Annotated in this window: 4 protein-coding genes; all 4 read left to right on the top strand. The window is 53.7% G+C overall.

Annotated features, from left to right (window positions below):
* The first annotated feature begins 483 nt into the window (after positions 1-483).
* Positions 484-1,731, top strand: a complete 1,248-nt coding sequence (locus M0R33_RS22605; RefSeq protein ID WP_292574235.1) for a prenyltransferase/squalene oxidase repeat-containing protein — start codon at positions 484-486, stop codon at positions 1,729-1,731.
* 2 nt (positions 1,732-1,733) lie between these two features.
* Positions 1,734-2,426, top strand: a complete 693-nt coding sequence (locus M0R33_RS22610) for a hypothetical protein (RefSeq protein WP_292574236.1) — start codon at positions 1,734-1,736, stop codon at positions 2,424-2,426.
* 12 nt (positions 2,427-2,438) lie between these two features.
* Positions 2,439-5,072, top strand: coding sequence for a transglutaminase domain-containing protein (locus tag M0R33_RS22615; RefSeq protein ID WP_292574237.1), 2,634 nt, complete (start codon positions 2,439-2,441; stop codon positions 5,070-5,072).
* A gap of 2 nt (positions 5,073-5,074) precedes the next feature.
* On the top strand, positions 5,075-7,709 hold a 2,635-nt coding region (locus tag M0R33_RS22620), incomplete at its 3' end, for a DUF6531 domain-containing protein (protein ID WP_292574238.1).

A 7,709-nucleotide genomic window follows, 5' to 3' on the forward strand; every position in this document is an offset into this window, starting at 1 on the left:
CATTAGCAGTCAATCGCCAACCTAAAGAAATTTTAGTCGGCCCATGGGTGCTGCTCGAAAGCGGACGTTCATGCTTACTAAAATAAGGCTTCGAAGAAGCACATTACCAACCTTTAATTTGACTAGTTCTCAACCTCTATTGCTTGTCCTCTGTCGCCAGATTGAGCAGTGCACGTTCTTTAATCCGATGTGAATTTCCAAAATTTCCTTTAATTTCAACGGATATTTTTGGTCAATAGTTTTTTCCTTTATCCATCCGGACGATGCTGATTAGTCCGGTATTTGAATTCTGCATAACAAACTTTGGCCACTTGATGGGGATTGAATCCTAAATGGCAAATCGTCCTTCGTCATGCTCTCGTCATATTTTACATGTAGTTTTTACCCTATGCTCATGAAGTAGCGCGTTAGCCAGTGCTAAGCAATGAGTATTCTTTAAACCCCGACCGGTTTCAACGATCCGAATGAAAAGGATGTTATTCCATGAAATTTCGTAGCTTGTTTACGCCCTGCTTGTTGGTCCTCAGTATAGCCGCTAACGCCGGCACCTACGATCAACCCGCGGCAAACGGCGCGCAATGGTTGGCATCGCAACAAAACAGCGACGGCAGCTGGGGAAACAGTCCTGGGGTTCAAGCGGTTTACACCAGTGCGGCGGTTCGCGCGCTCGGTACCGCCTACAAACGGCAAACCGCCTTCTTTGCCGGCTTGACCTGGCTGGAAAGTCATGAGGCCGGTAATGTCGATCTGATTTCCCGGCGGGCTGGGGCTTTGACCGGTCATGGCGACAATCTGGGTTATGCGCTGACCTATCTGCAAAATGCCCAGTCTCTTAATGGCGGCATGTACGCGGGTTGGGGGCTGTCCTCAAACTACACCAGTTCCGCTATTGACACTGCCTTGGCGTTGGTGGCTTACAGCGAGCTCGGTAGCAACGTACAAGTGCAAGCGGCACTGAACTTTTTAAAGAGCAGCCAACGTGCCGGTACCAACGACCGAGGTTGGGCTATCGGCAATGCCGACAGTAGCGATCCGGCCACAACAGCGCTGGTGGTGCAAGCCCTGGCTCGCTATACCCCGCAGGATGCCAGCTTGACGCCAGTCATCAACAACGGTCTGAACACGCTCAACACCTTAGTCGACTCAGCTGCGCCGACGGTTGTTCAAGCGCTGGCGGCACAAGCCGCGCAAGAAGCCGGCGACAGCGGTCTCGCCAACACCTTTCTATCGCGCTTGGTCTCCAGCCAATCGGCTACGGACGGCAGTTGGAATGCCGACCTTTATACCACAGCCCTGGCGACGCGGGCCGTGGCCACCGCCACCGCCACCGCCGCCTCAGTGCAGTCCACACCGGTGGCGATACCCGACCAAGCGTTGCGGCGAGCCATCAATCAGGCTCTTGGGCGTAACTCCATGGATTATCTGAACCGAGGCGAACTGGCGCAATTAACCAGCCTGACCGCCGTCAATCAGGGTATCGCCGATCTGACCGGGCTGGAATGGGCCGTCAATCTGGCCAGCGCCGACCTCAACGACAACAACCTTACCAGTATCGCGCCGCTGGATAATCTGACCCATTTGGCGTCGTTGGATTGGACCGGTAATCCGGGTAATCCCGGCGTACCGGTACAGGTGCCGGCGGTACCGTTACCCGGCCAACTGCTGATGGCGCTGGGGTTGTTTATCACTATGCGGCATTTTTGCCGTTCGCCAATCGTTAAGGGAGCATAATTATGCATGTGTTGTTATGTTTACTTTTGGTGGCCGTTACGGCGCACGCCGACCCGCGCGCTGCCGTCGACGCCGAAGACAACATCTCAAATCATCCACTGTCTCCGGAAAAACTCGACGCCATCCGTCTGATAGGGCGGCATGTATTGCAGGCAAAAAACCGCGATACGCAAGCGCCTATCGATAAAGGCCCCTTGAATCAATTGCGTACCTCATTAGATAACTTGATTGCCGCCGAAGCGTCTCCATCACCCTCTGCCTCCCACTTATCCCGACAAGCGCTGAATACACCCAGTAGTCAGCCCTCCCTAACCGCTTCACCCGCCATCACCCTCCGCAAAAATCAAGCGTGGGACGAAGTCGGTAACCTGCGTCAACAGGCCGGTCAGTTGCGAAGTCGGAACAACAAGCCTGCCAAGACCGAAGTCTATGCCGCCGGATTACCTATCGGCGAACAACAGGGCCGGCTATACGATGAGTGGGCGGACAAACTGGAAACCATCCTGAGTAATGATAATGCTGATCGTCTCAGAAAATTACGTGCATTGCGCGATCAGCTCAAGCCCGAAAAACGGCTTATCACAGACACGGCATTGATGCACGACACACCAACCCTGCAAGCCATGCCGTGGAGAGAGACCGAAGCACCTAAACCCCCGCCTAACACACGCCGCAAAACGCCAGCCGGTCATTAACAGGGAATCGCCATGTCGCCACGCCAGTGTTTGCCGAAAATACGTCAGCTAATCGTTACCGCCTTGAGTGTAGTAGCCGCCTTATCCGTGACCGACGCGTTGGCCCAACAACCGGAGACGCCTGAAATCATCTTTTCCACCAGCGACGCCCAACCCCTGGCCGACACAGCGGCGCAGTTAGGTAATGCCGTGGCCATCTACGAGTACGTGCGCAACCATTTCGACTATGCAGCGTATCACGGCTCGCGTTCCGGATCGATCAATACCTTTCTGGGTCAACGCGGCAGCGATGTCGATATTGCAACGACGCTGATTGCCATGCTGCGCTCACAAAACATACCGGCCCGCTATGCGGTCGGCACAGTAAGGATTCCTTCGGCGCAAATGACCAATTGGCTGGGCGTCGGCAATCCGGATGTCGCCGTACAAATTCTGAAAGACCAAGGCATACAGGGTGTCGTACTGGCGGCCGACCGCAGCACGGTCGACTTGGAACATGTCTGGACCGAAGCGTTGGTGCCGTTCAGCCAATACCGGGGCCTGCCTACCGGGACCTCGGTGGACTGTACCCTGGCGGCGAATAGCTCGCAGTGTAACTGGATACCCTTGGACGGCAGTTTCAAACAAAAAGCCTACAATGACTTGAATATTGACCCCTATAACGCCCTGAGTTTCGACTACACAGGCTACTACAACGCCATTAAAGACGCGGAGACCGACCCGCTTTTACGCAAAGACAAAAACCCGCTGACCATTCTGGAAGAACAGATTGCCACGTGGTTGCGTGCCAACCATCCCGGCAAAACCCTGGAAGACGTAGCCGATGCCGGACGAATCATCGAAACCCGCGACGGCTTGTTACCCGCTTCGTTGCCTTACCCGGTAATTAGCACCATTCGGCGCTACGACTCGGTGGCACTGCACGATGCTGTGGTACCGGCCGACGAACCGAAGACATGGGCAAAATCACTAGCGATTGACATCACTATCCTCACCCCCTCGTCATCGACCCCTGTCACTCAAATGGGTAGCGTCTCACTATTATTAGCCCAGCTTAATACGAAGCGATTGACGTTGACCACAGAATTTCCAGCGCCCGGTAATACACCGAATATGGTGTTTCGGCTGGGCGGTACAGAAATCGCCCGGCCAATTTCAGGCAATGGCAGCATACCCGGCTATATACCGACGGTTGGCGACCCATTTACTATCACCCTTTCCATGGACGGTAGGCCCGATCCCAGCAGTGGCGGCGATGATTTTACGATTACAGCCGAGTATGCTGGCATCGTTGGCGGCTATTATTTGCTGGGCACCGGCGGCGAATATTCCAATTGGTCGCTGGTAGATCGGGCCGCCGATCAATTGTTAGCAGATAACAGCCATTATAAAATTGTGTTCGACCCCTCGGATCCCGGCAGCAACGGGCAAGCCTGCGATGTTACCAACGGCTTGAACTGCACGCCCTATGTCGACATCACCGGTAACGGCTGGGACAGCTCCGATCCGCCTTTGTTGCAATATAAACCGGCGCTGGACGATTTAACCGGCGGCTTGCTTTACGTTGCCGCTACCCAGTATTACGCCAAACTGCGCGAACAAGTCGAACGGGCCGACCAGCTGATGAAAACCAAAACGCCGATTGTCGGCTTTCTCGGTGTCGTCAGTTCCGTATACGACGTCGAGTATATCGGCGACACTGCGTTTGCGGTGTTGCCGGGCGGCCTGTTGATCGACATGAAAGGCATTACGGTCAGCGGCGCTTACCGCACACAGGACGCCCCCTTGACGTATTCCAACCGCCAATTCGAATTTATGGGTCATATCGGCTCATCGTTGGAACATGAAGTCTGGCAGGAATTGACCGGCTACGACGCCGTATCGACCGTGCGCGGCATTCAGATGGCGCTGGCCAGCGGAGCGAGTTTGCTTAATCCTCTCAAAAACAATCTACAGGATACCCTCCCGGCGCTATATGACCAATTTCAGGGCTTTAGCACGACAGTGCCCGCCGGATTCGGCTATACCACATTCACAATCAACAACACCACGCCAGCCGCATGGACGCATGCCACCGCCGGCGCCAATTTTGATGCCTTTCTGAAGACGGTAAATACCGCCACCGATGTACCGCATTTATATACCTGGAGTTATGTTTACAGTCCAACGAACGGTCTTTATGGCTGGTCTAGTTGTACTGCCAACAAAATCAATGAGATTAATACGTTATACCCCTGGCGCGTACCGATAGGCTACACCACCTGCGACGGGACGAATATGTCGTATTTTCTGCATGACGATGCCTTGAACACGCTGTACAGTAACTGGGCGAATAACATCGTTCCGAACATTATCGGCCAAGACTTCTTCAATTTTTTCGACACTCAACAAGGTTTCTCGCCTTCGACGCTCGTCTATCGTAATAACACCGCAAATTCCACTGCTTATCCCAGCAAAAGCCTTGCCGGCGTTCGAAACGATCTTTATCTCCGTGATCTCAATCAAAGTTGGGTCGAGTACGTCATACCGTCAACGCTCGTTCCCGGCCCCAACAATCGCTTCGAGGTTTATATTCGCAAAGGTTATTTGCTGCCGAATGACGAATTAACTTCGATAAATTTCAAAATCGTCAATCACGGTAATTGAGCATGCAACCCTACATCAATCCATTTTGTCGCTCCGATGTTCGTGTTAGCTCGATTTTTCGCCTCGCTACCACGTTTTTGCTGGTTACAGCGCAACCGCTCCATGCCGGCGGCTATGTCGACAGCAGCGTCACGCTGGAACCGGCCACCGCCATTAATACCGGCGCGGTATCGGTTGCACCCACCTTCAATAACGACCAGTTCAACGACCAACTGCTGGTCAGTGCTGTCAACAACGATCCAATCCGCACCCCGTCTACCGTGGATCCGGTATCCACGGTCACGGGCAACAACTACCACGACGAAACCGACATTCGGATCAAAGGCCGCAACGGCCTCGATTATGTGTTTACCCGCACCTATAACAGCTCACCTACGGCCACGGGTTTGGACCGCGGCTTGGGTTCCGGTTGGACGCATTCCTACGGCATGCGCCTAAAGTCTAACGATTTCGGCATTTGCCCCAATTGCGACAGCACGCAGAAACCTGAAAACGCCAATAACCTTACTTCGTCGATCACCTACACTGACGAACGTGGCGGCGAGCAGAATTTTTTGGTTAATGAAACCACCTTTACCATCACCAATCCCAAAGGCGTTTTTGATACGCTGACACTGGATAGTCCGGTTACCGGCCAGCACACCCTGAGCTTCAGAAACGGCGTCAAATATATTTTCGAAGTGCCCAGTGGCGACATCAAAACCGTGCCCGGCCTCAAGGCCCGCTTGAAATATATCGACAATCCCTGGGGCGACCGGCTGATACTCACTTATGACGCGCAAAACCGCTTAGCCACCGTCACCGATAACCTGGGGATTGCCGGACGCACCGGACTGGTGTTCAGTTACTACAGTACCAACCGCATCCAAAGCATCAACGACTGGACAGGCCGGTATTGGCTGTTTGGTTATACCGGCAGCGACTTGACGATAAAGGTGGACCCGCTCAACCAAGCGATAAATTACACCTATCAACCCGGCCACTTGTTGCACGAGATTATTCAACCTCTGCAACGCAACGGCCAAACGGTTAAAACGACGTTTAACTATTATCAAAATGGCCGGGTGTTTAACTACCACAATACACTGGGCCATACCGAAACCTTGAGTTACGATTTATACCGTAAATCCACCCGTGTCACCGATCCTCGCGGTGGTGTGCGCGAATATAACTACGATATCAATGGACGGATGACCAAACTGACCGAGCCGGACGGCGGCGTATTGATATTCGAAAACCAAAATGGCGACGGCATCCGTAACAAGAAGTACGACGCCTTGGGGTATGCCACAATCTACAGTTACCGTTCGGATCATGGTTTCGGCAGCGCGTCAGACACCGGTGGCAACGTCAGCCGCGAACGCGACGCCCTAAACCACGATATCGACACCGACTACGGAATCTACGACCAAGTCACAGCCATCAAGGACAAAAACGGTCACAACCAGCGTGCCGTTTACGCCGTCACGACCACCGCCGCCGAAGCGCTTTGCGGCGATATCCAAGGCAAGCGCAAGGAAACCCGCGCCGATCTCAATGGCCAAACTGACGTGTTGCTGGCCAGTTACACCTACGACACCTTCGGCAATCCTTGCGTGACTAAAGAGTATATCGAAGCCGGCAACCCCAACCGGTTTCGGGAAACGCTATGGGCATTTGACCCAAATAACCTTTATCCTGCGTTCAAAATCGTCAACCAATCGGACGATAACAACAAACCGTTTCTCTATGTGCTTTACACATACGACACCTTAGGCCGGTTGCGTGCCGAAAATCTTTACCGGCCCGACCCCAACGATCCCAGTTTGGTTTTTCAGACGACGAGCTACCAATACGATGTCTTAGATCGATTGATTAAGACCTCCGATCCGGAAGGGCGGATTTATGAAACGGTCTACGACGCCAACGGTCAGATTTACCAAGAGAAAGTCTGGCATAAGCAAGCCGACAACACCTATATCGTCCGCACCGACGCCAGCCACCAATACGACGCCGCCGACCGCCGTATTGCCACCACCGACGTATTGGGTCATACCAGCCAATTCGCCTACGACCCAGCCGGCAATTTAACTAAAGTCACCGACGCCAACGGCCATGTCGCGCAATACGAATACGACGCCATGAACCGGAAAACCGCGACTGTCGACGGCAACGGCCATCGCACGGAAACCCGATACAACCTACGCAGCGAAGCGATTGCGGTTACCAACGCCAACGGCGAAACCACAAAAAGCGAGTATGATGCCATCGGCCGTTTGACCAAAGTCATCGATGCTTTTGGCTTTACAACCCAATACCAATACGACGCCAACGGCAACCAAACCTGCCGCATCGACGCCAACGAACACGCCGACACTCAGGTGCCGGGCTACCAGCCACTCAATGCCGACGGCTGCACCGAAAGCCGTATCTACGACGAATTGAACCGCCTGACGCAAAGCAAGGACGCCCAAAACCACCTCACCGCCTACAGCTACGACCTGTTCGGCAACCGGCTGACGATCACCGACGCCGAAGGCCGTATCACTACCTTTAAGTACGACGACCTGGGCCGCGTGATTGAAATCGTCGACCCCTTGGTCGAAACCCCGACTGACAAAACTCAAACCTTCGCCTACGATGAAGCCGGCAACGTCA

Source organism: Methylomonas sp., from assembly GCF_023228165.1.
GTDB lineage: Bacteria > Pseudomonadota > Gammaproteobacteria > Methylococcales > Methylomonadaceae > Methylomonas.